We start from the raw sequence: 25,361 nt of genomic DNA, 5'->3' as shown, positions 1-25,361 counted from the left end.
GATGATTTAAACTACTACACAGAATAAATGGCATTTCATGCGCGCGCGCAGAGTGCGCCATGTACACGCAAAGGAGAGCAAGTGTCTTCCCACAAGCCGGCACCGCAGGTTTTCGACGGCGTTTCCACTGAGGACGTCCCGTCCGCAGGTTTTGGTTGGTCCCGCATCAGCCGCTCTGGAGTTCAGATCGCCGGCTGGATTTCCGTGATCTTCCTGGTTGCTTACAACTTCGGTAACCACAAGGGCCACGTTGAGACCGTGTGGCTCGCTGTACTGGCTATCGTCATTGCTCTCGGCTTGGTGCTCTTCGCGCTTCGCCCGAATCTCTCCCAGGTTCGCACTGTTACCGCTCGCAACCAGCCTGTTGGCCACGTCGAGCCGGACTGGGTATACGACCAGAAGACGGTTTCCGGCGCCTACGCTGAGCTTAACGACGGCGAGCTGCGTGCCCTGAACATCGAGCCTTCCCGCGTTTCCCACCTGCGCGTCGAGCGCGGCACCGGGCGTAAGGCTGTTCGCTAAGTCTTAGGACCCTGAAGCCCCCTTGTCCTTTGGGACGAGGGGGCTTCGTTGTGCTTGAGGGGCGGGGGAACATGAGCTGGGGCGGCTAGGCGCGAGCCAGTGCCTGAATGCTTAGGCAGACTCGCGTTCGTCGGCAGCCAGCTGGCCACAGGCGGCGGCGATCTCGTCGCCCTTGGTGTCGCGAACGGTGCATGGCACGCCTTGAGCAATGACGCGGCGGACGAACTCGTCCTGGCGAGCCTTTGGCGCGGCGTCCCACTCGGAACCCGGCGTCGGGTTCAGTGGAATGACATTCACGTGGACCTTGGAGCCAAGCGCGCGGTGCAGCTTCTGGCCGAGCATGTCTGCGCGGAAGTCCTGATCGTTCTTGTCACGGATAAGCGCGTACTCAATGGAGACGCGGCGGCCGGACTTGTCGGCGTAGTAGCGGGCAGCATCCAGCACCTCCTCCACCGGCCAGCGGTTGTTGACTGGTACGAGCGAGTCACGGAGTTCGTCGTCCGGGGTGTGCAGCGATACTGCCAGGGTGCAGGACAGGTCTTCGTCGGCAAGCTTGCGAATTGCTGGGGCCAAGCCAACGGTAGACACAGTGACGTTACGCTGGGAAAGGCCGAAGCCTTCCAGGTCCTGGCCGGTAATCTGGCGCACTGCGTGCACAACGCGCTTGTAGTTAGCCAGCGGCTCACCCATGCCCATGAATACGACGTTGGTCAAGCGGCCGCCCTCGTCCTCCATGAGCTTGGCTGCGAGGCGGAACTGCTCGACGATCTCAGCTGTGGAGAGGTTGCGATCAAGGCCACCCTGGCCGGTGGCACAGAACGGGCATGCCATACCGCAGCCGGCCTGGGAGGAAATGCACAGCGTGGCGCGGCCCGGGTACCGCATGAGCACCGACTCCAGCATGGTGCCGTCGTGCAGGCGCCACAGCGACTTCGTAGTCTCCCCGTCGTCAGTGGAGGTCTGACGGATGGGTTCCATAAGATTTGGGAAAAGCCGTTCCTGCAATTCGGCACGCTTATTCGCCGGGATGTCAGTCATCTCTTCGACGTCTGCGGTGCGGTGTACATAATAGTGCTTGGCTAATTGGTTGGCGCGGAACTTGGGCAGGCCAAGTTCGGCGAGCACAGCGATGCGCTCGTCCTGAGTCAGATCCGCAAAATGTTTCGGCGGCAAACCGCGCCGAGGGGCGGAGAAATTAAGTTTCAAAGGTTCAGCCATGGTTCCGCCCATTTTTCCACGTTTTCAGTACTTTTACCCAATTGAGACTGGTCTAAAGTGGCGCAACCGACAGCCCACAGGATTAAATGGTTACATGACAAATCAAGAATTTCCCGCCAATGAGCCCACCGCCGAGCACACCGGTGATTACGTGACGGAGACTGCCCCGGCAACGCACTCTGAGGTTGAGACTACGTATTCCTCGAGTGAAGACGCCAAGGTCAAGGGCTCCTTTGCAGCCAGCACCTGGGTTGCGCTGATCGTGGGATTCCTGCTGCTCATCGTTCTCATTGTGTTTATCCTGCAGAATCAGCAGAAGGTGCCGATGAACTTCCTCAACTGGTCCGGTGAATTCCCTGCCGGCATTGCCTACCTCATCTTTGCTATTGCAGGCGCGCTCATCATGGCCCTCGTCGGCATGTGGCGCATGTTCGAGCTGCGCCGCCAGGTACGCAAGCAAGCCAAGCAACACCGCTAAAACAACGAATCTCCCTGCCCTCAAGCTTCTTCGCTTGTGCGGTAGGGAGAATATTTGTTTTTGGGCTTCGGAGTGAATTCTAAAAACCGTGGAAGTTTGCAAGGAAGTTCACAGCCACCCACGTCACCATGGCTGAGGGAAGCATTCCGTCCAAGCGGTCCATGAGTCCACCATGACCGGGCAGAATTTGGGACATATCTTTGATGCCAAGCTCGCGCTTGAACTGGGACTCCACCAAGTCGCCGAGCGTTGCGCAGAAGACAAGGCCCAAGCCCATGATTGCGCCTACCCAGGCGTCATGATGCAGAAGGAGCTTGACGCTGAGTGCGCCTGTTATGACGCCGAAGATGACGGAGCCGAGGAAGCCCTCCCAGGACTTCTTGGGGCTGACTGCAGGCGCCATCGGGTGCGCGCCAAACATCACACCTGCCACATAGCCGCCGGTATCGGAAGCCACCACGCACAGCATGAACGCGACAATCGACGCCGCGCCTGACGCAAACGGAGTCTCCACGCGAGACAGCATCGCCGCAAACGTGGCGAAGAGCGGAATCCAGGTCAATACGAACAGACCCACGGACATGTCGCGCAGATAGTTGATTGGCGGGCGATGGCGTCCGTTGTGGAACAGCCTCCCGAACATCAAAACCAACACAGCCACGACGTAGACCGCCACGAGGCCAGGGGCGCCGAGCGGCCACGAAATCCATACCATGGCTTGGCCAAGGATGATAAGCAGGGTGCGCGGAATGAAGAAAGAGTGCTCACGCAGGCGCGTGAGGACCTCCCACATAGCCACTGCCACAGCTCCCGCCACGACGAGGTACCACGCGAAGGGTCCTAGCCACACAGCAAGGACTACGAGCGCACCGAGGCCCACTCCCACGCCCACTGCTGCCGGCAGGTTGCGGCCGGCGCCGTTCTTGGGCTTGGGCAGACGACGATTCGACTCGCTAGTCACGCGCGCTCCTTCCACAGGAAGATGGGATACTCACAAAAAAGCGCCGCCGAGCTGATAGCGCCCGGCGGCCAGGTTCGAGGTGCTTAGACCTCCATCAGCTCGTTTTCCTTGTTGGCAACGAGCTTGTCCACCTGGTCGATGTAACCAGCGGTGGTCTTTTCCATTTCCTTTTCGGCTGCAACGACTTCGTCCTCGCCGGCGTCGCCGTCCTTCTGCAGCTTCTTCAACTGGTCCATGGCCTTGCGGCGGATGTTGCGGATAGCAATCTTTCCGTCTTCGCCCTTACCCTTGGCCTGCTTCACGAGGTCGCGGCGACGCTCTTCGGTCAGCTGTGGAATGGTGACGCGCAAAACCTGACCGTCGTTGGTCGGGTTAACGCCGAGATCCGAGTTACGGATTGCGTTCTCGATCTCGTGGATCATGGACTGCTCGTAAGGCTTGATGAGCATCATGCGTGGTTCTGGAACCGAGATGGTTGCCATCTGCGTAATCGGGGTTGGCGCACCGTAGTACTCGGCAACAAGGCCATTGAACATTGCCGGGTTTGCGCGACCGGTACGGATGGTGATCAGCTGCTCGCGGGTGTGCTCCACCGAAGCGGTCATGTGCTCTTCTGCTTCGAGCTGGATCTCGTCGATCATTGGGCTATAACTCCCTTTTCGAATATAAAGTAACTGGAAAAGAATCTAGCAGGTAAAGGCGCCCTCCGTGGGAGGACGTGACCTTAATTCCTATTGGAATTCCTATTGCGATTTTACGAGGGTGCCGATCTGCTCACCGTTGACGGCGCGCTTGATATTACCTTCGGTCAGAAGGTTGAACACCAAAATCGGCATATCGTTGTCCATGCACAGGCTGAACGCGGTAGCGTCTGCGACCTTAAGGCCCTTTTCGATAACCTCTCGTGGGGTGATCTCGGAGTAAAGCTCCGCATCTGGGTTGGTGCGTGGGTCGTCGGAGTAGACGCCGTCGACAGCCTTGGCAAGGAAGAGCACCTCTGCCCCGATCTCGAGGGCACGCTGTGCCGCCGTGGTGTCCGTGGAGAAGTAAGGCATACCCATGCCTGCGCCAAAGATGACCACGCGGCCCTTCTCCAGGTGGCGGTCTGCACGCAGCGGCAGGTACGGCTCCGCAATTTGCGCCATGTTGATGGAGGTCTGGACGCGGCAGTCGACGCCCTGCTGCTTGAGGAAGTCCTGTAGCGCAAGGGAGTTCATAACCGTGCCAAGCATGCCCATGTAGTCCGAACGTGCGCGGTCCATGCCACGCTGGGACAGTTCTGCACCACGGAAGAAGTTTCCGCCACCGATAACCACGGCAACCTCAGTGCCCTGCTTGGCAATGTCTGCGATCTGCTGAGCAACGTTTTCCACGACGTCAGGGTCGATACCGACCTTGCCACCTCCGAACATTTCACCGCCCAGCTTCAGCATCACACGCTTGTATCCGGTTCGCTTGGTGTCAGGGTTAGTCACGGCCTTCATCGTCTCCTTAATGCGGCTGTTTTTAAGTCCGTTCCATCTTACCCACACATGTTCGCTGGCTCATATTCCTTGCTCAAGCAAGCAAAAAGCCCTGCTGCAAACAAGTGCAGCAGGGCTCAAGCGTGAAAGCCGATTAAAGCTTAGGCGCCAACCTCATAACGGACGAAGCCCTTGATGGTGGTGCCAGCTTCCTTGGCAACCTGCTCAACGGTCTTCTTGGAGTCAGACAGAGCAGCCTGCTCGAGAAGAACGACGGACTTGAAGAAGCCGTTCAGGCGACCTTCGACGATCTTCGGCAGAGCAGCCTCCGGCTTGCCCTCCTCGCGGGTGGTAGCTTCAGCGATCTCGCGCTCCTTCTCAACGACCTCAGCAGGAACGTCCTCGCGGGTGAGGTACTCAGCGTTCATAGCTGCGATCTGCAGAGCAACAGCGTGTGCGCCCTCTGCATCACCCTCGTAGGAAACGAGAACGCCAACTGCCGGCGGCAGGTCAGCGGAACGCTGGTGCAGGTAGACAGCGACGTTGTCGCCCTCGAGGGTGACTGCACGGCGTGCCTGCAGCTTCTCGCCGGTCTTTGCGGACTCTTCGTCGACGATCTCGGAGACCTTCTTGCCGTCGATCTCGAGGTTGTTCAGCTCCTCACCGGAGTTGATCTTAGCCTCGCCAGCAGCCTCAGCGATCTTGGTAGCGAAAGCCTTGAATGCCTCGTTCTTTGCAACGAAGTCGGTCTCGCAGTTGATTTCGACCATGGTGTTGCCGGAAACAGCAACCAGGCCCTCGGTAGCCTCGCGCTCAGCGCGCTTGGAAACGTTCTTTGCGCCCTTGATGCGCAGGAACTCTACGGCCTTGCCGTAGTCACCGTTGGACTCGTCGAGTGCCTTCTTGCAATCAAGCATGCCGGAGCCGGTTGCCTCGCGCAGTGCCTTAACGTCTGCAGCAGTGTAGTTCGCCATAGTTGGGGCGATCCTCCTTGGTTTCAAACAGTATTCGATGGAACAGAGTACTCGACGCAGTAATTTTGCGCCGCCCTTGGGGGTGAGTTTGTGCAGAAGAGTAAACCCCCGCGGCCGTGATCCAACGGTAGCGGGGGCGGACTCTAGAATTTTTACTCTGCGGACTCAGCAGATGCTGGGTCGGAAGCAGCAGCAGCCTCAGCTGCATCGCGTGCATCCTTCTCAGCGGAGTCGCCGGCAGCTTCCTTAGCTGCAGCCAGCTGACGCTCCTCGCGAGCCTTCTTACCTTCCTCAACTGCGGTGGCAATGATGCCGGAGAGCAGCTTGGTAGCACGGATTGCGTCGTCGTTGCCCGGGATCGGGAAGTCGACCTCATCCGGATCGCAGTTGGTGTCGAGGATTGCGACAACCGGGATGTTCAGCTTGTGAGCTTCCTTGACTGCGATGTGCTCCTTGTTGGTGTCAACGATCCACAGTGCGGACGGAGCCTTGGACATCTCAGAGATGCCGCCGAGGACGCGCTCGAGCTTGATGCGCTCGCGGGTGAGCATGAGGATTTCCTTCTTGGTGCGGCCCTTGTAGCCGTCCTCAGCTGCGTCCATTGCCTGAAGCTCCTTCATGCGCTTCAGACGCTTGGAAACGGTCTGGAAGTTGGTGAGCATGCCGCCCAGCCAACGGTGGTTGACGTAAGGCATTCCAACGCGAGTTGCTTCCTCAGCAACTGCTTCCTGAGCCTGCTTCTTGGTGCCGACGAAGAGGATGCTGCCGCCGTGTGCAACGGTCTCCTTGACGAACTCGAAAGCCTCATCGATGTAGGTCAGGGTCTGCTGCAGGTCGATGATGTAGATGCCGTTACGGTCGGTGAAGATGAAACGCTTCATCTTCGGGTTCCAACGACGGGTCTGGTGGCCGAAGTGCACACCAGCGTCGAGGAGCTCGCGCATGGTTACAACTGCCATGATTCGCTCGCTTTCTATAGCTGATTTAGGTTTTGCATGAAAAATGTGCGGTGTTTTATTCCGCACCCTAGCAACGAAGGCACCGGTCAACACCCCAATTTCTTGGGGACCACGTCGACACGACGCTGTCTTTTCCTTAACCCAGGAAGCGACGACTTCGCCGCGCGTAGTCAATGCGCCTGGCAAGCCGGACACACTGCTGGGCCAAATTCTAGCCACACCCAGGGAAGAAATCCAAAACGACGTGCGAATTCCACAGTTTTAGCGTGACTTCTCCCCTACAACCGCCACATCTTCATCACTATTATCTCGCGTCGCACTTTATTCACAGCGAGATTTCTCGTTCTTCCAACACTGCAAGCGGCGCCTCCATACTGCCATCATGAAAATGTTTCGCTTGCCCAAAGTCCCGCTCATTGCTGTCATTCTCACGCTCTGGTGCGTTGTCCTATCCGCCATGCCAATAGCCTTCGCCTACGTCGACCCCACTACTGGCAGTCCAACCCCCAGCCGGGTTCTGGAGGGGTTTAATCCACCGAAGGAGAAATGGAGCGCCGGTCACCGAGGTGTGGATTTGGATCTACCCATCGGCGGCGAGGTACTGGCCGCAGGCGAAGGCACGGTCTATTTCGTGGGCAAGGTGGCCGGCAAACCGGTGGTCTCAATCTCCCATGCGGATGGTGTACGGACGACGTATCAACCGGTATTCGCGCACGTCAACAAGGACGATCACGTACTCGAGGGCCAAGTCATTGGGAGGCTAGCCCCGCCTGTTGACGGTAAGCCGGGTTTGCATTGGGGCGCGCTTATCGACGGCGTGGAAAAGACCTACATCGATCCGCTTTCGCTTCTCGACGCCCCAGTCATCCGGCTCAAGCCCGTGGATGGGCGCGGGAGTAGACGTCCTTGAGCCGCTTCGCTGATACGTGGGTGTAGACCTGTGTGGTCTGCAGAGAGGAATGCCCCAGCAGCTCCTGGACCACCCTCAAATCCGCACCACCTTCAAGCAGATGCGTTGCGGCAGTATGGCGCAGCCCGTGCGGGGTAAGGCCAGTAGCGCCGGTGATCTGCGCAGCCTTTTCTACCACGCGGCGGACCTGCCGCTGGTCGATACGCCCGCCGCGAGTCCCGACGAACACCGCATCAGTGTCGCCGGCTAGTTGTAGACGCCCCTTTTCAATCCAGGTCGCAAGCGCATCAGACGCCGCGTCGCCAAAGGGTACGACGCGCTGCTTGTTTCCCTTACCCGTGACCAGTGCGGTCCGGCGGTGCAGATCAAGGTCACCGACATCAAGGCCCACCAGTTCCGCAACACGCATGCCGGTGGCATAGAGGAGCTCGAGCATAGCGCTGTCACGTAGGAAATGAACCTCGTCGTGCGAGGCAGCGTTGCCTACAAGCTCACCAGCCTCGGTTGCAGCAAGAACCTTGGGAAGATGTTTGCCCACCTTCGGGCTAACGAGTTGCGCTGCCACATCAGCCTGCAGATGGCCTTCGCGCACCGCCCAGGTGGAGAACGCTCGGGCGGCAGCAGTTCGGCGCGCGAGGGTAGCTCGCGACTTGCCCTGTGCAACCGCTTCGCCTAGCCAGGCGCGCAGAGCATTCAGGTCAAAGCTTGCGAAGTCCGGTACGCTACGCGCGAGATCGCGCAGGTCCGAGCGGTAGCCCTTGACCGTTGCAGCAGAGCGCCCACGGACTAACAACTGATGTTCGGCAAAATCCTCGATTGCCTCGGCCAGTTGCCCCGTGGGCTCCTCCACTCGTTTACTCATGTCACAGCAGTGTACTCCAGCATCACTCGCTGCGTCTCCACCGCTTTCCCTCGCGCACCACGAGGCCAAGCTTCTGCAAAGCCACCAACAGGTGCACCGTCAGCGCCACCCGCATTCCTGCCTCCGCCGCGATATCCTCTGCGCTCACGCCTTCCTCGCCCAAAGGCGGAGTCGAGTCATAAACCTTGAGCTCATTCCGGGAAAGCTGCTGCACTTTGTCGGGAGCGAAGTCGAGCTCATACTGCCCAGCAGCGTCCACGCCTCCCACAGTTCCAAGTAATCCGCGGATTTCATCGACCGAGGTGACCAGTTGCGCACGCTGCTCCTGAATCCGCATGTGGCAACCCAATGACCCCGAAGTCGTAACCGGGCCGGGGACAGCCATGGCCACACGACCCATCGACTCCGCCCAGTTCAACGTGTTCAAGGCCCCAGAACGGAAGGCCGCCTCTACCACCACAGTGCCTGCAGAAAGCGCCGCAACCAAGCGGTTGCGCGTCAAGAAACGGTGCCGCTGCGGTGTAGTGCCCAGCGCGAATTCAGAAATGAGGCAACCGCTACGCGTTATCTGATCAAAGAGTCTGCCGTTACGTGCGGGATAGGCCCGGTCGATTCCACATGGCGCCACGGCCACGGTGAGCCCGTTGTGCTCCAGCGTCGCCTCGTGGATGGCCGTGTCTACTCCCAGCGCGCCGCCCGACACCGTGGTCCACTGATGGCGCGCCAATCCCGTTGCCAGCATGCGTGAGACTTCCCAGCCGTAGCGGCTTATAGCCCGCGTTCCCACCAGTGCAACGGACTGAGCCACCGTCTGGCGCACATTGGCGCCGCGCACCCACAACGCATGAGGTGGGAAAGCCTGGCTATCGAATGTAGACGGCGCATCGGAGAGCCCCTGATGGTAGAAGCCAAAGGCCCGGGTGAATTCCTCCTCCGGCCACTCCGCGTCCTCCGGGGTGATAAGGCGTGCTCCTACGACTTCTGCCGTGGCAATGTCCTCGTCTTGCCGCAGCCAATCCCGCCTCCCGGCGGTTTCAGTCTTCAACGGTCCAATCCAGTCGGCTGCGTTGTAGATTCCGTGCGCAATCTCCTCTGCTGGGTACTGCGAAAGCAATCCGTGCAACGTGCGGGATGGACCCTCCACCACACGGTTGAGATAAACCCAGGTGTGCAGGGGCGTCGATAAGTTCAGCTCGCTCATGCCGCCAGCCTTTCCAACACACCGACGCCGCGCAGCTCGAGCGCTCTGCCCACGTGGTCGATGTCCGGTTGCGGGCTTGCGTCCAGATCCGCCAGGGTCCACGCCAAGCGCAGCACGCGGTCCACACCGCGCTGGCTCAACTCCCCGTCTGCCAGATACGCTGCAAGCATCGCCATGGCAGTTTCCGTAGCTGGGCGGTGTCGCCGCAGATAGGAGGCTGGAACAGCACCGTTATTGAACACCGGCAGCTCGTCTTCACGCCAGCGGGCAGCTGCCCGCTGGCGCGCCTGCGCCACCCGCTGCGCAATCGTGGCGGAGTCTTCTTCACCTTCCGCGCTCAGGGTTGCGGCTTGGCCCGAAACGTTAACCACCATATCGAGGCGATCCCGCAATGGCCCAGAGAGATTGCTCAGATAGTTGCGTCTGTCCGACGACCGGCACGTGCACTTCGAAGCATCCTCCGCAGCACACCTGCAGGGGTTCGCCGCCAGCACTAGCTGGAAGCGCGCCGGGAACGTAATCTCCCTGCGCGCACGAGAAATCCGGACGTGCCCCTCTTCCAGCGGCGCACGCAGGCCATCGAGCACTCGTGCAGAGACCTCACTCGCCTCGTCGAGGAACAACACTCCGTGATGCGCCAGGCTCACGGCACCAGGACGGGGATTGCCCGAACCTCCACCCAGCAAGGCCGCACGCGTTACCGAGGAGTGCGGCGCGATAAACGGCGCGCGCATGATGACCGCGCCGGGTGTTCCCGCGAGCGAATGGATGGCTGTCGCCTCCACGCACTGATCAGCGCTCAACGCCGGCAAGATAGACGGCAGCCGCGCCGCAATCATCGACTTGCCCGAGCCAGGTGGGCCCACCAACATCAGGTGATGGCCACCGGCCGCAGCGACTTCGGCTGCCCACTTGGCCTCCCGTTGCCCGGCGATGTCGCGGTAGTCCGGGCCGTCACCAAGCGTATGCGCAGGGGCATCTACCGCTCGAGCACTCGGCAGATCGCGCCCACCACAGGCCCATGCAAAAGCATCGGTCAGCGTGGCCGCGACCACCACATCCATATCGGGCACCAGCGTAGCTTCAGCCGCGTTACCTGGCGGGATCACCAGCGTCTCGAAACCTTGTGAGCGCGCCGCCAACAAGGCTGGGATGATTCCAGAGACTGGGCGCACGCTGCCGTCCAGCCCCAACTCCCCCAACACCAACGCACGCTCCAGGCGCTCCGAGGGCGGCATCTGCGCCGCCAGAATCGCCAAGGCCATGGGCAAATCGAAGTGCGCACCCGACTTCGGTAACGCTGCAGGCGACATCGAAACCACCACGCGCGTTTTTGCCCACGGCAGCCGCGAGTTAACCACCGCGGTGCGAATGCGGTCACGCGACTCCGAAATGGCCGTATCCGCCAGGCCCACCACGTGCACGCCGGGCAGCCCGGCCCCCACGTTGGCCTCCACCGTGACCACGTGCGCAATCACGCCCTCCAAAGCCGTGGTCATGCATCTACCAAGCGCCATCTTCGACCCCCTCATAGTGCGTGACCTCGAACTCAGCGCCCTGATCCACCAGTGCCAGCACGTCGAAGCGCACATAACACCGCGGCTTTCCCTCAAGCCACCGCAACGCCGCCTTGCGCATGCGCGCCAACTTGCGCGCAGTCACCGCCTCGGCCACCCCGTAAGCATCCGACGCCCGGGTCTTGACCTCGACAAAGACGTACGTGTCACCCTCCCGCACGATGAGGTCGATTTCCCCCACGGCGTAGTTGACGTTCGCTGCGATAATCTCCGCACCGCGCTGGCGATAGAACAAAGCCGCATAAGCCTCGCCCCGCTTGCCCAGCGAGTGCCGTTTATTCATTTTTCCGTACATTTTCTCTCCCCCGAATCCGGTCCATGCAGCACACCTGCACACGCCAGTTCAGCCGAGAGAGGACAGGACGCGCTAGCCCCAAAACGCGCACAGCGCCCCTTTTGTGGATAACTCATCGCGATGGATGAAGAAATCCCGCATGGGGCGCGACTTTAGGGCGAATTTCTGGCGGAGGTGTGGCCGCTCCGCGGAGGCTTCTACTCCGGCAGGACGAAGTCTGGCTTGTCCAGCTCTTCGATGTTGACGTCTTTGTAGGTGATCACGCGAACGTAGCGCACGAATCGCGCGGAACGGTACATGTCCCATACCCAGGCATCGGACATGCGTACTTCGTAGTAGACGTCAGGGCCCGAAGTATGCGGAATAAGCTCCACTGCATTGGCGAGGTAGAAACGACGCTCGGTCTCCACCACGTAGGAGAACTGGCTGACGACGTCCCGATATTCACGGTAGAGGGAGAGTTCTACTTCTGCCTCGTAGTTGTCGAGTTCCTCTGCGCTCACTAGCTTTCCTCCAATGTCAGGGTCAACGTGAATCAGCTTAACGCGGAAACTTCGTAATCAGATTCAGGCGCGCGCGAGAAATTCCGCATGAGCGTTCGCCACGTTGGCATAACCCATCCGGTGCTCTGGGGTTGCGCCTAATTTCACAATCGCAGCCTGATGCGCCGCGGTGCCGTATCCCTTGTGCCCCGCCAATCCATAGCCTGGGTAGGCCACGTCGAGTACATCCATGATGTGGTCACGGGAGACTTTGGCCAGCACGCTCGCCGCGGCAATGCAGCGCGCTGCCGCATCACCACCAATAATCGGCAGCTGGGGTGCAGGCATGCCGGGAACTTTCAGGGCGTCGCTAAGCACGTAATGCGGGCGAACATCAAGCCGCGCTACCGCCCGCCGCATCCCTGAAACGTTGGCGTGCTGGATGCCGCGCTTGTCGATGTCCCGGGCGTCAATATGCACCACGGACCAGGCCACAGCCTTGTCCTTGATAATGGGAAAGAGTCTTTCGCGCGTGGCCGGGCTGAGCTTTTTGGAGTCCGTCAGCTTGTCGAGCTCCGGGATGATTTTGTCCGGGAGGATGCAGGCGGCAATAGTAATCGGCCCGCAGCAGGCTCCGCGCCCTGCCTCATCAACGCCGGCGACAGGACCCAAACCTGCCTTGCTCAGCGCCACCTCGTAGGTGCGTTGTTGTTTAAGACGCCGCATTTTGAATGTCAGGGTCATCGACCAGGTGAGCACGCGGAATAGGAAGAACAACGGCCTCTACCTTGCCACGGACGTTGTCCACGGGGATGGTGCCCTGCAGATGATCGCCCAAGTGCGCACGCGAGTCGAGCGAGTTAGTGCGATTGTCTCCCATGACCCAGATGTTGCCTTCCGGGACGGTCACGGGACCAAAGTAAGCACCGCCGCAAGCATCCGAGCCTACGGCTTCATCGACGGGTATTTCGGCGGGTGTTTTCACGTAGGACTGGTCGATGGGTAAACCATCGACCATGACGGCGGGATCCCCTGCTTCGCAGGACACCGTCTGGCCTTCTGTGGCTATGACGCGTTTGACCAAAATGTTCTCACCGTTGGGCAGCAAGCCGATTGCGGCACCTGCATTTTCCAGTCCGCGTACCAACACGTTGTCGGAGCGCTGAACCTGGAAAGAGGCGTTCCAGGAATCCTCACCGGCAAAGACCACGACATCGCCAGGGCGTGGATCGGAGAAGTAGTAGCTGAGCTTTTGGACCACAATGCGGTCATTCTTACACCCCGCACAGCCATGCAACGTGGGCTCCATGGAGGCCGAAGGAATGAGATACATCCGGCCCACGAAAGTCTGCATTAGAGCCAAGAACACAAACACGGCCACGACCGTGGGCAGCAAATCGCGCATACGGACGCGCTCTTCCTCCGCCCGCCGCGGCTTTGCAGCACGAATGCGGGGACTGTTAGCCCCAGACCCCCTAGGCTTGGATGTCTGGGTCATCGATCCCACCGATGCGGCTAAACGGGAACAGCACAAACATGACCTTGCCGCGAACGTTTTCTACGGGAATCGTGCCATGGTACCGATCTTGCATGTGGTAGCGGGAATCCGCGGAGGCAGTGCGGTTGTCACCCATGACCCAAATGTTGCCTTCTGGAACGGTGATTGGGCCAAAGTATGCGCCACCGCATGCCTCGGAACCGGTGGTTTTATCCACAGGGTACGTTGGCGGATCCATGACATAGTCCTGCTTGATGGGCTTACCGTCAACCATGACTGCTGGATCACCTTCCTGGCAGGAAACGGTCTGGCCACCAGTAGCAATGACACGCTTGACCAGAGTGTTCTCATCTGGCGGGGTCAAAGACACATAGCTTAGTGCGTCCTGGATTGCGTGGATCACGCTATTGTTCGAGCGCGGCGACACGTAGTTACGGTTCCAGTCTTCGGTGCCCTCAAAGACCACGACGTCGCCAGGCTCTGGGCCCTTGTCGCCGTAGTAAGAAATCTTCTCGGTGAAGATGCGGTCATTGGTGCAGCCATCGCAGCCGTGGAGGGTTGGTTCCATCGAACCAGAAGGAATGACATATTGGCGGCCAATGAAGGTCTGTACCAAACCGACGACCGCAAGCACACACACGATAACGAGGAGTGTTTCCAGAATCCAGGGCATCTCTTTCTTCTCGCCCTTGTCAGAGTCTTTCTCTACCGGCGTGACCTTCTCGGCAGCGACCCGGCGGCCAGTGACTTCTTCGTTTGCACCGGAGTTACCTGGCACAGCAGAATTATCACTGTTTTGATTTTCGAATTCCTTCTCGTTATTCACGCGCTAAATCCTAGCAACAAAACCTCTCAACTCCCGCACCACACCGAGCACCAAGCTGCTGTTCCCATCCAACTCTTATCAGCGGATTCCTTGCAATCGCAGCGAGAGGATATAAAAATAAGGCCTCCCCTTTCGCCGAAGCGAAGGAGGAGGCCTGAACGCCTAAAATTAGCGGCGCTCCTTGATGCGAGCCTTCTTGCCGCGCAGGTCGCGCAGGTAGTACAGCTTTGCACGGCGGACGCGGCCGCGGCGTACAACCTGGATGGACTCGAGGTTCGGGGAGTGAACCGGGAAGGTACGCTCAACGCCGATACCGAAGGAGACCTTACGGACGGTGAAAGTCTCGCGGATGCCAGCGCCCTGGCGGCGGATGCAAACGCCCTTGAAGAGCTGAACACGCTGGGTCTTACCCTCGATGACCTTGACATTTACGTCGAGGGTATCGCCTGGGCGGAAGTCTGGGACATCGTCGCGCAGCTGTGCTGCATCTACCTTATCAATGAGGTTAGCCATTGTTTTTCCTTTTCAGTTTAAGACAGAGGACCCTAGCGCCCCTTCAACCTTGAAGAAGCTGACCGGTTCGTGCCTGTTACATAGAACAAGAGGATTCTTCCATACCCACCGCGCGAACAGCAAATTCTTGCAATTCCAAGACAGACGCGCATCACAGGGCTTATGGTGTGTAATGCAAGTACCCCACGGGTGCCCATGAAGAAGTGGGCTGAGATAGGTGCAGATACCGCATCTAGACCGTTTGAACCTGTCTGGTTAGCACCAGCGAAGGAAGAGAGGAAGGCGCCATGACGGCTACCCCTAATGAGATCCACCCCAAGCATTCTTACTCCCCCATCATCCGTGATGGCCTGGAGGTACCGGAAACCCAGATCGAGCTCGATGACTCGCCCACTGGACCCAACGAACCTTTCCGTGTCTACCGCACCCGCGGCCCCGAGTGTGAGCCGGAGGTGGGCCTGCCAGGTCTGCGCAGCGAATGGATCGCGCAGCGCGACGACGTCGAGGAGTACGCCGGCCGCGAGCGCAATCTGGCCGACGACGGCAAGTCCGCGCAGCGCCGCGGCGCTGCCTCCCAGGAATGGCGCGGGCAAAAGCGCACTCCTTTGCGCGCCAAGCCGGGCAAGCGAGTCACCCAGATGCACTATGCACGCCAGGGAATCATCACCAAGGAAATGGAGTTCGTGGCGCTGCGCGAGCACTGCGATCCCGAGTTCGTGCGCGCCGAGGTCGCCCGCGGACGTGCGATTATCCCGAATAACATCAACCACCCTGAGTCCGAGCCGATGATCATCGGCCGTAAGTTCTTGACCAAGATCAACGCCAACATCGGCAACTCCGCCGTGACTTCCTCTATCGCAGAAGAAGTGTCCAAACTGCGCTGGGCCACCCGCTGGGGAGCCGATACCGTGATGGATCTTTCCACCGGCGATGACATCCACACCACTCGCGAGTGGATTCTGCGCAACTCCCCTGTGCCAATTGGCACCGTGCCCATCTACCAGGCGCTGGAGAAGGTAAACGGCGTGGCCGAGGACCTTACCTGGGAGATCTTCCGCGATACCGTCATCGAGCAGTGTGAGCAGGGCGTGGACTACATGACCATCCACGCCGGCGTTCTGCTCCCATTTATCCCGTTGACCACCAAGCGCGTCACCGGAATTGTCTCCCGCGGCGGTTCCATCATGGCGGGCTGGTGCTTGGCTCACCACAAGGAGTCCTTCCTCTACGAGAACTTCGACGAGCTATGCGAGATTTTTGCGCAATACGACGTCGCTTTCTCCTTGGGCGATGGCCTGCGCCCTGGCAGCCTGGCCGATGCCAACGACACCGCGCAGTTCGCCGAGCTTAAGACCATCGGCGAGCTCACCCGCCGTGCCTGGGAGTACGACGTGCAGGTCATGGTGGAGGGCCCCGGCCACGTTCCGCTGAACATGATCCAGGAGAACAACGAGTTGGAGCAGGACTGGGCTTCCGACGCCCCGTTCTACACGCTCGGCCCCTTGGTCACCGACATCGCGCCTGGTTACGACCACATCACCTCCGCCATCGGCGCCGCACACATCGCCATGGGCGGCACCGCGATGCTGTGCTACGTCACCCCGAAGGAGCACCTGGGCCTTCCCAACCGCGACGACGTCAAGACCGGTGTCATCACCTACAAGCTCGCCGCGCATGCCGCCGACGTGGCAAAGGGCCACCCCGGCGCGCGGGCGTGGGATGACGCGATGAGCAAGGCCCGCTTTGAGTTCCGGTGGCACGATCAGTTCGCGCTTTCGCTCGACCCGGAAACCGCGCAGGAATACCACGACGAGACTCTGCCCGCCGAGCCTGCTAAGACCGCGCACTTCTGCTCGATGTGCGGCCCGAAGTTCTGCTCCATGCGGATTAGCCAGGATATTCGCGATACTTTCTCAGATTCCCTGGGCATGCCGAGCTTCCCTGTCGATGCCAAGGCGGGCGAGGCAATGATGTCGGCAGAGTTCAAGGCGCAAGGCTCCCAGCTCTATCAAACGGCAGACAAGGAGCCAGCCGGCCGTGCTTGATCTGCGTTGTTACTTCGTCACCGGCACCAATATGACACCGGAGATTGCCGCGGCCGCCGTGCGTGGCGGCGCGGGCGTGGTCCAGGTGCGCTCAAAGCCTATTTCTGCCCGCGCGCTCTATGATTTGGGCGCCCGCGTGGCCGAGACGGTGCACGAGGTAAATCCGCGCGCACACGTGCTTATCGACGACCGCGTCGACGTCGCCCTAGCTCTGCGTTGCGCGGGCGCGCCCGTACACGGCGTGCACATCGGCCAGGACGATCTCTGCCCACGTGCCGCGCGTGAGCTGCTCGGCCCCGATGCCATAATTGGCCTGACCACGGGAACACTTGAGTTAATTAGAGACGCGAACCAGTACGCGGACGTCCTCGACTACGTCGGCTGCGGCCCCTTCCGCGCTACCCCGACGAAGGATTCCGGGCGCACCCCGCTGGGGCTCGAGGGCTATCCAGAGATCGTCGCCGCCTCGCAGCTGCCCGTAGTCGCCATCGGCGACGTCACCGCGGACGATGCCGCCGAGCTCGCTGCAACCGGCGTCGACGGCCTGGCCGTCGTGCGCGGAATCATGAATGCCCCGGACCCGGCTGCCTACTGCGAGCGTCTCCTGAGCGAATTCGAGAAAGGTCGCGCATGAGCACTGCCAGCTCAAGCGTTGCTATCGTCGGCGCCGGGGTCATTGGCCTTGCCACCGCAGTAGAGTTGGCCCAGTCAGGGATCAATGTCGATGTCTTCGACCCAGCGCCGGCATCCGGCGCCACGCACCATGCCGGCGGCATGCTGGCGCCCGCCGCGGAGGTGGTCTATCAACAAGACCCGCTCTTTCCGCTTATGCAGGCCTCAGGCAAGTGGTATCCGGAGCTTATCGCGGCCGTCGCCAAGCACAGCGACCTCGATACCGGCTACCGCGACGAAGGCACGCTCGTGGTAGCCGCGGACCGCGCCGATTCCCAGCATTTGTCAGAGCTCATGGACTACCAGAATGCGCACGGCATGCAGGTCGAGCGCATCACCGTGCGGCAGGCGCGCTCCCTCGAACCGGGGCTGAGCCCACGCCTGGCCGGCGCCGTCTCAATTCCTGGGGATACGCAGGTCTTCCCCCGGCAATGGGCGCTCGCGCTATATGACGCCGCGGAAAACTTAGGCGTGCGCTTTCACCGCACAAAGGTCACACGCATCGACGATGGAGTCGACGGCGGAATGGTACACACCGAAGAAGGTACCTTCGCCGCAGACCAGGTGGTGCTGGCCGCCGGACTGGGGGCGAATGGTCTTAGCGGATGGTCGCAACCGCTGCGCCCAGTCTATGGCGACATCCTGCGCCTACGTGTGCCAGAGCAACGCCGCCCGCTACTAAACCGCGTGGTGCGCGGATTCGTGGAAGACCGCCCTATCTATCTGATTCCACGCGGCGACGGAACCATCGCCGTGGGCGCGACCAGCCGCGAGGATAGCCTCCATGCCCCGCTGGCCGGCGGTGTCTATGACTTGCTGCGCGATGCCATCCGGGTGCTGCCGGGCATCGAGGATTGCGAGTTCCTAGAAGCCACCACCGGCGCCCGCCCGGGCACGCCTGATGATCTTCCCTACTTGGGGCGCGTGAGTGACAGGCTCATTGTCTCCACTGGGTATTTCCGCCATGGCATCCTGCTGGCCGCCTTCGGCGCACGGTGTACGCGCGAGCTCGTCCTCGGCGAGGACCCCAGCATCGACCTTTCGGCCTGTGACCCGCTGCGCTTTGCGCGCTAGAGCCGAAGTACAGACAGCGATATTAAGACAGATATATAAGGAACACGATGACAATCACTTACAACGGGCAGAAGATGGATACCACCGCAGCAACAGTGGCGGCACTGATTGCCGAGGTCAATGCACCAGAGGCGGGCACTGCGGTGGCCATAAATGGCGCGGTGGTTCCGCGCTCGGCGTGGGAAGACACCCGCCTCGAAGAAAGCGCGGTCATCGATGTTCTTACTGCAATCCAGGGAGGCTAGTAAAGTGCTGACAATCGCGGATAAGAGCTTTGAATCCCGGCTCATCATGGGCACAGGAGGCGCAAGCAGCCAGGACGCGCTGGAAAAAGCGCTGGTAGCCTCCGGCACGCAGCTGACCACCGTGGCGATGCGCCGCCACAGCGCGCAGGCAGGTGGCGAGAGCGTCTTTGACTTGCTGCGCCGGCTTAACATCGAGCCGCTGCCGAATACCGCGGGCTGCCGCACCGCGCGCGATGCCGTGCTCACGGCGCAGCTGGCACTCGAGGCGCTAGGCACCAATTGGGTCAAGGTAGAAGTCATCGCGGATGAACACACGCTGCTTCCCGATGTCGTAGAAACCATCGACGCCACCGAGCTCCTCGTGGCAGAGGGGTTTACGGTCTTGGCCTATACCAGCGATGACCCAGTGGCGGCGCTGCGCTTGGAGGATGCGGGCGCTTCCGCCGTGATGCCGCTGGGCGCGCCGATCGGCACGGGGCTGGGTATCTTAAATCCCCACAACATCGAGCTCATCGCCGCGCGCGCCAGTGTGCCCGTGCTTGTCGACGCCGGCATCGGCACCGCCTCCGACGCCGCCCTCGCGATGGAGCTAGGCTGTGACGGGGTTCTGCTGGCCAGCGCTATCAACCGCTGCCAAGACCCCGTGGCCATGGCCCACGCTATGCGTCATGCGGTGGCCGCCGGGCACTATGCCCGCCAAGCAGGACGCATCCCGCGCCGCGAGCATGCCCAAGCCTCCTCAACCTTTGAAGGCCTTGCCAGCTGGGCCGATGAGGTGCTCTAGTGGGCCTTAGCGAACTCGAGTCTGCCCGCACCGCACGCCAACAGGTGCTAATCGGACAGGATGCGCAGGTTGCGCTTAACCGCACGCACGTGCTCATCGTGGGCGCGGGCGGATTGGGCTGCCCGGTCCTGCAGCAGCTGGCCGCCGCGGGTATCGGGCACATTACGCTCATCGACGATGACGAGGTAGCGCTGAGCAATATCCACCGCCAGGTGCTCTTCGGCGTGGATGACGTGGGCCAGCCCAAGGCCGCGGTCGCCGCCCGGCGCGCCCGCGAGCTACAGCCAGAGATACACATCGAGGCGAAAGTCGCCCGATTTAGCGCAGACAATGCACTGCATCTGTGTCAGGACACAGACCTCATCATCGACGGCACAGATACCTTCGACACGAAGTACCTCATCGCCGACGCCTGCGAGGCAACCTCGACTCCGCTGGTCTGGGGCACCGTCTTGGGTTTTCGCGGCGACGTAGCACTATGGCATTCAGGCACTGAGACCCCGGATGGCCGCGGCTGCGGTTTGCGCGACCTCTTCCCTGCCGCTCCCACTGCCGATACCCTTCCCGATTGCGCCAGCGCCGGTGTTCTGGGAGCTACCACCTCCGTCATCGGCGGGCTGATGGCCACCGCCGCGATTGGCTGGTTCACCGGAATCGACACCACCGTGGGCCAGGTATCCAGCTACACCGCGTACCCAGCTAGTCTGCGCAGCTTCCGCGTCAGCGCCGATCCCGGGCGCGCACTATGCACCTCACTGGGAGCTCATGCCGAGCTCAATTCCAACGCCAGCGTTGCTGCTAGCGCCAGCGTTGCTGCTAGCGCTGGCGTTGCTGCTAGCGCTGGCGAAGCTGCGGAGTGCTTCCTCGACATCCGCGACCCGTCCGCACTGCTTTATAGCTCGCTGCCGGCGAACTTGCGCCAGCGCGCTTTGCCTTTTCACACGATTGCTGCAGGCACCGCTGGCGATGAGATGGTGCGCGAGGCGCTGGGCTCTTTAGATGCTCCGGCTGGCGGCACCGTCTGGGTAATTTGTAATTCTGGCAGCCGCAGCGCCGGGTTCGCGCTGCGCTATGGCGAGCTCGCCGCAGGGCTTGGACTGCGGCTGCGCAACTACCCCGGCGGCGCGGAGCGCCTACACCGGGAGCTTGGTTAGCTCGCGCACGCCGCTTAAGCCGTGGCCGCTGTCATGACCTTGTGCTCGTCCAATAGGCGCGCGGTACCGTGGTGGCGTGCGCGGAAGATGAGGTAGCTGGCGGCTACTGCCAAGACGGTGACGCTGAGCAAGACTACGATGCCGCCGGCGAAGGTGCCGTCATGAATGCCATCGGTGGCGCGGGTGAAAGCATTCTTGGCATAGGTCATCGGGTGCAATGGATGCAGCAAACGCAGCGGTGCCGGGATGGCCGCCGTGGGCCACACGCCGCCGAAGACCATGACGCCCATAGCAAAAACGCCGACCGCGAAGATGGCGCCAATCCTGCGCCCGAAGGTCACCAGCAGCAGCTGGTAGGTGGCAGCGCCCACCATCGCGATTGCTGCGAGCACTCCCAGCATCATCGGCCAGCTTGCCGGGTGCCAGCCCATAAGCGTGGACATCAGCGCCATACCCAGCAACAACAAGAAGTTGATGCCGCTAACCAGCGCGAATGCGGGCAAAATGCCACGCAGATAATAAGGCAGGGTCATAGCGAGCAGCAGCATGGCTAGGAAGCCAAAGACGAGCACCAGAAGCATCGAGACGCCGCCCGTGATTTCCTTCTTGGTTGGGTCGACGGCACTAACGCCGGTCTGCACCGGATGGACGTTGGATTCAGTGAAGTTGATCGGCACCGCCATATTCTGTGCGGTCACGTCCGGCTGGGTAATACGCGGGGCCTTCTCAGCGCCCTCGCCCAGCTTCGTGGCGAGCTGACCCGAACCATCCTTGAGCCTATCGATGCCGTCTTTCAATTGGGCACCGCCGCTCTTCAACTGACCGGTACCATCCTTGAGGCTCGTGGTGCCCTCTGCCAGGCGTCCCGCGCCTTCATTCAGCTGCACGGCACCGGTCGATAGCTTGCCCACGCCACTTTTCAGCTGGCCGGTTCCCTCCGCCAGCTGATGCGTGCCCTGGTTGAGCTTGAGCATGCCACCTAGGTACTCGGAATTCGGGTCGGACAAGTTGTAATTCAACTGCTTCGTACCATCACGCAGCTTCTCCAGCTGGGAGACCATGTTGCTGCTATTTGCCGGATCCAGCTTCGTCAGCAAAGCGGAAAGCTGGTCTGCCTGGTCCGTCATTCCCATTCCGCGCAGCATGTCCACCAAGCCGATGAGGCTCGGCACCACTGACTGTGCTTGCTGCAGGAGTGGGATGAGCATGCCGGTCAGCTGGCCGACGCCGCCTTCAATTTGGCTGGCGCCTTCGCCAAGCTTGCCCGTGCCCTCCAGCAACTTATCGGAGCCCGTCGCCAGCTTATTCGCGCCGTCGTCAAGCCGGCCCGCGCCCGTGGAAAGCTCGCTTACGCCCTGGACTAGCCGGCCAGTGCCATCGTGCAGCTGCCCCGCACCGTTGTTGAGCTCGCCCGCTCCGGCATCCAGCTTGTCGATGCCGGTCACAGCCTTCTCGCCGCCAGCCTGCAGCTTGCCCACGCCCTCGTCAAGACGGCTTGCACCTGCGGCTGCGGCACCGATGCCATCGCTGAGCTTGACCATGCCCTCGATGACTTGATCCGCATACTTTTTGGAAATCGCGTTCTCAACGCTGGTCTGCACCTGCGGAACCAGGCTCGAAGAAATCACCGAGCCATTCGTTCCGTAATAGTCGTTGCTGGCGAAGTGGATCTGCGGTTTGACCGGCTTATCGCTGATGATGGTGACCGCTTGCTCCGAGAAATCCTTTGGGATGGTCACCACCATCAGGTACTTGCCCTTTAACAACCCATCGTTTGCCTCCTGGGCGTTCATCTCGGAGAAGTTCAGGTAGTCAGTTTCCAGGAGGCCTTCTACTACTTGATCGCCGTAGTTGACGTATTTGCCCTGCTTTTCCACGCCTGCGTCCTCGTTGACCACCGCCAGGTCAATCTGCCGCATGTACTTGGAAGGGTCCCACATCGCCCACATCATCGTGGCTGCGAGGATGACTGGCGCTACCAGCAGGAAAACAATCAGCACCCGCGAGAGTGTGCTCCGCGGGCGCCAGTCCAGGATGCGATGCCACCCTTCCGCTTCCGTTTCTTGCACGGCATGGGCAGCCGGCTGCGTGGCGTGGAACGGTGTTTGTTTCTGATGCAAGGCGAAAATCTCCCTCATGAAGGCATGGTGACTGCAGCCACCCTTTTGTTTGTTTCGCCAAACTTATCATTAACTCGCCGCACTGCACTAACGCGCCACGAAGCAACATTTAATAGATTTTATTTGCCGAAGCCGGCCTTCTTCAGTGCATCCGCCATGGAGCCGCCGGCGGGACGTCCACCGGAATTGCCGCGGCCGCCACGCGCTCCACGGCCACCTTTGGCGCCTTTGCCAGTGTTGCCACCACGCTTGCCGCCACCCTGGCGTTGTGCAGGCTGGCCGGGCTCGTCATCCAAGCGGAGCGAAAGGCCGATGCGCTGACGCTGCACGTCAACCTCCATGACCTTAACCTTTACTACCTGCCCGGAGCGCACGACCTCGTGCGGATCGGAGATGAACTTATTGCTCATCGCGGAGACGTGTACCAGACCATCCTGGTGCACTCCGACGTCCACGAAGGCGCCGAAGGCCGCAACGTTGGTGACGGTCCCCTCCAAAATCATGCCCGGTACCAGGTCTGAGACTTTGTCCACTCCTTCCTTGAAAGTAGCGGTCTTGAACTCAGGGCGCGGATCGCGGCCTGGCTTATCCAGCTCAGCGATGATGTCCGTGACGGTGGGGACACCGAAAGTATCGTCAGCGAAGTCTGCCGGCTGCAGTTTCTGCAGCACTCTGGAGTTACCGATAATTTCAGCCACACCGAGCCCCGTGGACTCCGCGATACGCGCCACCACCGGGTAGGCCTCAGGGTGAACTGCCGAGCTATCGAGCGGATCGGTTCCGCCATTGATGCGCAAGAAGCCTGCTGCCTGCTCGAAGGCCTTTGGCCCCAAGCGCGGAACCTTCTTGAGTTCCTTGCGGGATGCGAAGGAACCGTTCTCATCACGGTAGGCCACGATGTTGGTGGCGATGGTGGCGTTTACACCTGCGACGCGCTCTAGCAGCGGCACGGAAGCAGTATTCAGGTCCACGCCCACACCGTTCACGGCGTCCTCAACCACGCCATCGAGGGTGCGAGCGAGTGCGGTCTGGTTAACATCATGCTGATACTGGCCAACGCCGATGGCCTTCGGATCGATCTTTACCAGTTCAGCCAGGGGATCCTGGAGACGGCGAGCGATGGAGACCGCACCACGCAGGGAGACGTCCATGTCTGGGAACTCCTCCGCCGCCAACTGGGAGGCCGAGTACACCGAAGCGCCGGACTCGGAGACAACGACCGGAGTTGGACGCTGACCGCCGGCTTGCTTGAGCATGTCAGCGATCTCGTTGGCCAGCTTCTCCGTCTCACGGGAAGCGGTGCCGTTGCCGATGGCCATGAGGTCCACAGAGTGCTTCGCGCACAACGTTGCCAAGGTGCTAACAGCTTGGGACCACTGGTTCTGTGGCTGGTGCGGATAGACAATCGCAGTGTCGAGCACCTTGCCGGTGGAATCAACTACAGCGCACTTCACGCCATTGCGGTAGCCCGGATCCAAGCCAATGGTGGCGCGCTGGCCAGCCGGCGCGGCAAGGAGAACGTCCCGCAGGTTGGTGGCAAAGACCTTCAAGGCGCCCTCTTCGGCGATCTCCTTCAGGCGCATGCGCACATCAAGGCCAGAAGAGATGTAGAGCTTGGTGCGCCAGCCCCAATGCACGGCGTCGGAAAGCCACTTGGAATCCTTAACCGCAAGATCAAAACGCTCGGCAATCATGCCCTCATAGACTTCGTCTTCACCGGCATCCAAGTTGAGCTGGAGAACGCCCTCGTTTTCACCACGCAGCAAGGCCAAAATCCGGTGCGAAGGCAGCTGATCAAAAGGCTCAGAGAACTCGAAGTAGTCCTTAAACTTTGCGCCCTCAGCTTCTTTTCCGGCCACCACACTGGCCCCCATGGTGCCCTGGCTAAACATGCGCTCGCGCACGTCACCCACAAGGTCGGCGTCGAGTGCAAAGCGATCGATGATGATGGAACGCGCGCCCTCTAGAGCTTTCTTGGTGTCTTCAAATCCTTCAGTCAGGAACTGCCCCGCCATCTCTTCTGGATTGGCCGTGGGGTTCTCAATGAGCTTGTCCGTCAACTCTTCCAGGCCGGCCTCGCGAGCGATGTCGGCCTTGGTCTTGCGGCGCTTCTTGTATGGCAGGTACAGGTCTTCCAAACGCGCCTTGGTCTCGCACGCGAGAATCTGTGCACGCAGCTCGTCAGTGAGCTTTCCTTGCTCATCGATAGCCGCCAAAATTGCCTCTTTGCGCTCTTCCAATTCGCGCAGGTACGTCGCGCGCTCCTCAATGGTGCGCAACTGCGAATCATCCAAACCACCAGTGGCTTCTTTGCGGTAACGTGCGATGAATGGGACGGTGTTTCCCTCCGCCAGAAGCGTCAAAGCAGTCTCAACCTGAGACTCCTTTACACCAATCTCTGCGGCAATGGTAGCTGCAATCTTCAAAAGAAATCCTCACCTTTGTGGCTGATTTTCTGGACTCAACAAAGGTACCGCACTGCCCTTTCATCCCAGCGATGAGCGCTCCAACTCCTCAATTACTTTCCC

Annotated in this window: 26 protein-coding genes and 1 riboswitch; of the genes, 9 read left to right on the top strand and 17 right to left on the bottom strand. The window is 60.6% G+C overall.

What is annotated here, in order from left to right; genetic code table 11:
* The first annotated feature begins 81 nt into the window (after positions 1–81).
* Positions 82–522, top strand: a complete 441-nt coding sequence (locus I6I72_RS12220; RefSeq protein WP_236592633.1) for a DUF2631 domain-containing protein — start codon at positions 82–84, stop codon at positions 520–522.
* 111 nt (positions 523–633) lie between these two features.
* Here I6I72_RS12220 and rlmN read toward each other — a convergent pair whose 3' ends face one another.
* Positions 634–1,740 carry a 23S rRNA (adenine(2503)-C(2))-methyltransferase RlmN gene (rlmN, locus tag I6I72_RS12215; RefSeq protein WP_034656963.1) on the bottom strand — a complete coding sequence of 369 codons (1,107 nt, stop codon included), beginning with the start codon at positions 1,738–1,740 and terminating at the stop codon, positions 634–636.
* A gap of 94 nt (positions 1,741–1,834) precedes the next feature.
* Here rlmN and I6I72_RS12210 point away from each other — a divergent pair, with 94 nt between their 5' ends.
* Positions 1,835–2,218: a LapA family protein gene (locus I6I72_RS12210; RefSeq protein WP_005528917.1), complete on the top strand. Its 384-nt coding sequence runs from the start codon at positions 1,835–1,837 to the stop codon at positions 2,216–2,218.
* A 79-nt stretch (positions 2,219–2,297) separates the two neighbouring features.
* Here I6I72_RS12210 and I6I72_RS12205 read toward each other — a convergent pair whose 3' ends face one another.
* The 5 genes from I6I72_RS12205 to rpsB all read right to left on the bottom strand — a co-directional run bounded on the left by I6I72_RS12205 (position 2,298) and on the right by rpsB (position 6,575).
* Positions 2,298–3,179: a phosphatidate cytidylyltransferase gene (locus tag I6I72_RS12205; RefSeq protein WP_172453512.1), complete on the bottom strand. Its 882-nt coding sequence runs from the start codon at positions 3,177–3,179 to the stop codon at positions 2,298–2,300.
* Positions 3,180–3,262: 83 nt separating this feature from the next.
* On the bottom strand, positions 3,263–3,820 hold the full coding sequence (frr, locus tag I6I72_RS12200) for a ribosome recycling factor (RefSeq protein ID WP_005528913.1): 558 nt from the start codon (positions 3,818–3,820) through the stop codon (positions 3,263–3,265).
* Between the two features lie 102 nt (positions 3,821–3,922).
* Positions 3,923–4,663, bottom strand: coding sequence for a UMP kinase (gene pyrH, locus I6I72_RS12195; RefSeq protein WP_049063482.1), 741 nt, complete (start codon positions 4,661–4,663; stop codon positions 3,923–3,925).
* Positions 4,664–4,803: 140 nt separating this feature from the next.
* On the bottom strand, positions 4,804–5,616 hold the full coding sequence (gene tsf / locus I6I72_RS12190) for a translation elongation factor Ts (RefSeq protein ID WP_201807053.1): 813 nt from the start codon (positions 5,614–5,616) through the stop codon (positions 4,804–4,806).
* A 152-nt stretch (positions 5,617–5,768) separates the two neighbouring features.
* A complete protein-coding gene (rpsB, locus tag I6I72_RS12185; protein WP_049063486.1) occupies positions 5,769–6,575 on the bottom strand; it encodes a 30S ribosomal protein S2 in 807 nt (268 codons plus the stop codon).
* A 382-nt stretch (positions 6,576–6,957) separates the two neighbouring features.
* Between rpsB and I6I72_RS12180 the strand changes: the two genes are divergently transcribed.
* Positions 6,958–7,485, top strand: coding sequence for a M23 family metallopeptidase (locus I6I72_RS12180; protein ID WP_201807050.1), 528 nt, complete (start codon positions 6,958–6,960; stop codon positions 7,483–7,485).
* Here the strand turns inward: I6I72_RS12180 and I6I72_RS12175 are convergent.
* The 9 genes from I6I72_RS12175 to rplS form a co-directional block, all read right to left on the bottom strand.
* Entirely contained in the window at positions 7,448–8,347 is a 900-nt protein-coding gene (locus tag I6I72_RS12175; RefSeq protein ID WP_201807045.1) for a tyrosine recombinase XerC, read from the bottom strand. The genes I6I72_RS12180 and I6I72_RS12175 overlap by 38 nt on opposite strands.
* A 22-nt stretch (positions 8,348–8,369) precedes the next feature.
* Positions 8,370–9,548 (bottom strand): DNA-processing protein DprA, encoded by a 1,179-nt coding sequence (gene dprA, locus I6I72_RS12170; protein ID WP_201807042.1) that lies wholly within the window; start codon positions 9,546–9,548, stop codon positions 8,370–8,372.
* Positions 9,545–11,065: a YifB family Mg chelatase-like AAA ATPase gene (locus I6I72_RS12165; RefSeq protein ID WP_049151820.1), complete on the bottom strand. Its 1,521-nt coding sequence runs from the start codon at positions 11,063–11,065 to the stop codon at positions 9,545–9,547. The genes dprA and I6I72_RS12165 overlap by 4 nt, the downstream gene beginning before the upstream one ends.
* Positions 11,052–11,420 carry a YraN family protein gene (locus tag I6I72_RS12160; protein WP_049151819.1) on the bottom strand — a complete coding sequence of 123 codons (369 nt, stop codon included), beginning with the start codon at positions 11,418–11,420 and terminating at the stop codon, positions 11,052–11,054. Before I6I72_RS12160 ends, I6I72_RS12165 begins: the two co-directional genes overlap by 14 nt.
* A gap of 197 nt (positions 11,421–11,617) precedes the next feature.
* Positions 11,618–11,923: a DUF2469 domain-containing protein gene (locus I6I72_RS12155; RefSeq protein WP_005528899.1), complete on the bottom strand. Its 306-nt coding sequence runs from the start codon at positions 11,921–11,923 to the stop codon at positions 11,618–11,620.
* A 63-nt stretch (positions 11,924–11,986) separates the two neighbouring features.
* Positions 11,987–12,628, bottom strand: coding sequence for a ribonuclease HII (locus tag I6I72_RS12150; RefSeq protein ID WP_049063497.1), 642 nt, complete (start codon positions 12,626–12,628; stop codon positions 11,987–11,989).
* The gene (gene lepB, locus I6I72_RS12145; RefSeq protein ID WP_100621956.1) at positions 12,615–13,307 is read right to left on the bottom strand and encodes a signal peptidase I; all 693 of its coding nucleotides are present in this window, start codon (positions 13,305–13,307) and stop codon (positions 12,615–12,617) included. Before lepB (I6I72_RS12145) ends, I6I72_RS12150 begins: the two co-directional genes overlap by 14 nt.
* 70 nt (positions 13,308–13,377) lie before the next feature.
* Positions 13,378–14,073: a signal peptidase I gene (gene lepB, locus I6I72_RS12140; protein ID WP_046645404.1), complete on the bottom strand. Its 696-nt coding sequence runs from the start codon at positions 14,071–14,073 to the stop codon at positions 13,378–13,380.
* A gap of 321 nt (positions 14,074–14,394) precedes the next feature.
* Complete coding sequence (gene rplS, locus I6I72_RS12135; RefSeq protein ID WP_062038443.1) at positions 14,395–14,739, bottom strand: 50S ribosomal protein L19; 345 nt, start codon at positions 14,737–14,739, stop codon at positions 14,395–14,397.
* 175 nt (positions 14,740–14,914) lie between these two features.
* Positions 14,915–15,030, top strand: a riboswitch (TPP riboswitch).
* On the opposite strand from rplS, the gene thiC reads away from it, so the two are divergent.
* From thiC to I6I72_RS12105, 6 genes are all read left to right on the top strand, one after another.
* Positions 15,027–16,784, top strand: a complete 1,758-nt coding sequence (gene thiC / locus I6I72_RS12130) for a phosphomethylpyrimidine synthase ThiC (RefSeq protein WP_046645279.1) — start codon at positions 15,027–15,029, stop codon at positions 16,782–16,784. It overlaps the preceding riboswitch by 4 nt.
* 31 nt (positions 16,785–16,815) lie before the next feature.
* Entirely contained in the window at positions 16,816–17,418 is a 603-nt protein-coding gene (locus I6I72_RS12125; RefSeq protein WP_236592702.1) for a thiamine phosphate synthase, read from the top strand.
* Complete coding sequence (gene thiO / locus I6I72_RS12120) at positions 17,415–18,530, top strand: glycine oxidase ThiO (protein WP_201807032.1); 1,116 nt, start codon at positions 17,415–17,417, stop codon at positions 18,528–18,530. Before I6I72_RS12125 ends, thiO begins: the two co-directional genes overlap by 4 nt.
* A 47-nt stretch (positions 18,531–18,577) precedes the next feature.
* On the top strand, positions 18,578–18,775 hold the full coding sequence (gene thiS, locus I6I72_RS12115) for a sulfur carrier protein ThiS (protein WP_005528881.1): 198 nt from the start codon (positions 18,578–18,580) through the stop codon (positions 18,773–18,775).
* A 4-nt stretch (positions 18,776–18,779) separates the two neighbouring features.
* Positions 18,780–19,559: a thiazole synthase gene (locus tag I6I72_RS12110; RefSeq protein ID WP_049063504.1), complete on the top strand. Its 780-nt coding sequence runs from the start codon at positions 18,780–18,782 to the stop codon at positions 19,557–19,559.
* On the top strand, positions 19,559–20,713 hold the full coding sequence (locus tag I6I72_RS12105; RefSeq protein WP_201807017.1) for a ThiF family adenylyltransferase: 1,155 nt from the start codon (positions 19,559–19,561) through the stop codon (positions 20,711–20,713). Before I6I72_RS12110 ends, I6I72_RS12105 begins: the two co-directional genes overlap by 1 nt.
* Positions 20,714–20,727: 14 nt before the next feature.
* On the opposite strand, the gene I6I72_RS12100 is transcribed toward I6I72_RS12105, so the two are convergent.
* The gene (locus tag I6I72_RS12100; protein ID WP_129720825.1) at positions 20,728–22,851 is read right to left on the bottom strand and encodes a YhgE/Pip family protein; all 2,124 of its coding nucleotides are present in this window, start codon (positions 22,849–22,851) and stop codon (positions 20,728–20,730) included.
* A 101-nt stretch (positions 22,852–22,952) separates the two neighbouring features.
* A complete protein-coding gene (locus I6I72_RS12095; protein ID WP_201807003.1) occupies positions 22,953–25,259 on the bottom strand; it encodes a Tex family protein in 2,307 nt (768 codons plus the stop codon).
* Positions 25,260–25,361 lie beyond the last annotated feature (102 nt).

Source organism: Corynebacterium striatum, assembly GCF_016728105.1.
Lineage (GTDB): Bacteria > Actinomycetota > Actinomycetes > Mycobacteriales > Mycobacteriaceae > Corynebacterium > Corynebacterium striatum.
This window is presented reverse-complemented; position numbering and strand designations above follow the sequence as displayed.

Coding starts and splice junctions, on each gene's coding strand:
- rlmN (WP_034656963.1), bottom strand. CDS start 1,740: ATGGCTGAACCTTTGAAACTTAATTTCTCCGCCCCTCGGCGCGGTTTG.
- I6I72_RS12210 (WP_005528917.1), top strand. CDS start 1,835: ATGACAAATCAAGAATTTCCCGCCAATGAGCCCACCGCCGAGCACACC.
- frr (WP_005528913.1), bottom strand. CDS start 3,820: ATGATCGACGAGATCCAGCTCGAAGCAGAAGAGCACATGACCGCTTCG.
- pyrH (WP_049063482.1), bottom strand. CDS start 4,663: ATGAAGGCCGTGACTAACCCTGACACCAAGCGAACCGGATACAAGCGT.
- tsf (WP_201807053.1), bottom strand. CDS start 5,616: ATGGCGAACTACACTGCTGCAGACGTTAAGGCACTGCGCGAGGCAACC.
- rpsB (WP_049063486.1), bottom strand. CDS start 6,575: ATGGCAGTTGTAACCATGCGCGAGCTCCTCGACGCTGGTGTGCACTTC.
- I6I72_RS12180 (WP_201807050.1), top strand. CDS start 6,958: ATGAAAATGTTTCGCTTGCCCAAAGTCCCGCTCATTGCTGTCATTCTC.
- I6I72_RS12175 (WP_201807045.1), bottom strand. CDS start 8,347: ATGAGTAAACGAGTGGAGGAGCCCACGGGGCAACTGGCCGAGGCAATC.
- dprA (WP_201807042.1), bottom strand. CDS start 9,548: ATGAGCGAGCTGAACTTATCGACGCCCCTGCACACCTGGGTTTATCTC.
- I6I72_RS12165 (WP_049151820.1), bottom strand. CDS start 11,065: ATGGCGCTTGGTAGATGCATGACCACGGCTTTGGAGGGCGTGATTGCG.
- I6I72_RS12160 (WP_049151819.1), bottom strand. CDS start 11,420: ATGTACGGAAAAATGAATAAACGGCACTCGCTGGGCAAGCGGGGCGAG.
- I6I72_RS12150 (WP_049063497.1), bottom strand. CDS start 12,628: ATGCGGCGTCTTAAACAACAACGCACCTACGAGGTGGCGCTGAGCAAG.
- lepB (WP_100621956.1), bottom strand. CDS start 13,307: ATGCGCGATTTGCTGCCCACGGTCGTGGCCGTGTTTGTGTTCTTGGCT.
- lepB (WP_046645404.1), bottom strand. CDS start 14,073: ATGCCCTGGATTCTGGAAACACTCCTCGTTATCGTGTGTGTGCTTGCG.
- rplS (WP_062038443.1), bottom strand. CDS start 14,739: ATGGCTAACCTCATTGATAAGGTAGATGCAGCACAGCTGCGCGACGAT.
- thiC (WP_046645279.1), top strand. CDS start 15,027: ATGACGGCTACCCCTAATGAGATCCACCCCAAGCATTCTTACTCCCCC.
- I6I72_RS12125 (WP_236592702.1), top strand. CDS start 16,816: ATGACACCGGAGATTGCCGCGGCCGCCGTGCGTGGCGGCGCGGGCGTG.
- thiO (WP_201807032.1), top strand. CDS start 17,415: ATGAGCACTGCCAGCTCAAGCGTTGCTATCGTCGGCGCCGGGGTCATT.
- thiS (WP_005528881.1), top strand. CDS start 18,578: ATGACAATCACTTACAACGGGCAGAAGATGGATACCACCGCAGCAACA.
- I6I72_RS12100 (WP_129720825.1), bottom strand. CDS start 22,851: ATGAGGGAGATTTTCGCCTTGCATCAGAAACAAACACCGTTCCACGCC.